The following is a 313-nucleotide window of genomic DNA, read 5'->3' as shown; positions in this document are numbered from 1 at the left end:
TGCCTGGGGCGCAACTAAACTGACCGAGCACTTTGCAGCCAGTGTGATGTTTGTAGGTGTGACCAACCAGCTGTCTAAGTTTGGTACGACCGATATTTCAAACGAAATGTTCCTGGTACATGCCCGCTCTTACCCATGGCAGAAATGGCAGTGGTATCTTGAGCGCAGCCCAATTTACTGGGCTGGCCAGTCGAAAACCCCACTGTTGATCATGCATGGTAAAGACGATCCGCGCGTTCACCCAGCTCAGTCTATGGAACTGTACCGCTATATGAAGGTACAAGACAAAGACGTACGTCTAGTTTACTACCCG

General features: G+C 50.2%; 1 protein-coding gene. It reads left to right on the top strand.

The annotated features are described in order from the left end of the window. The coding region (locus tag CWC14_RS18360) for an alpha/beta hydrolase family protein (protein ID WP_171036885.1) at positions 1-313 on the top strand (313 nt) is incomplete at both ends.

The sequence above is a fragment of the Pseudoalteromonas sp. S3260 genome (genome assembly GCF_005886925.1).
GTDB classification, from domain to species: domain Bacteria; phylum Pseudomonadota; class Gammaproteobacteria; order Enterobacterales; family Alteromonadaceae; genus Pseudoalteromonas; species Pseudoalteromonas tetraodonis.
The sequence above is the reverse complement of the archived record's forward strand: the minus strand, read 5'-3'. Positions and strand labels throughout refer to the sequence as shown.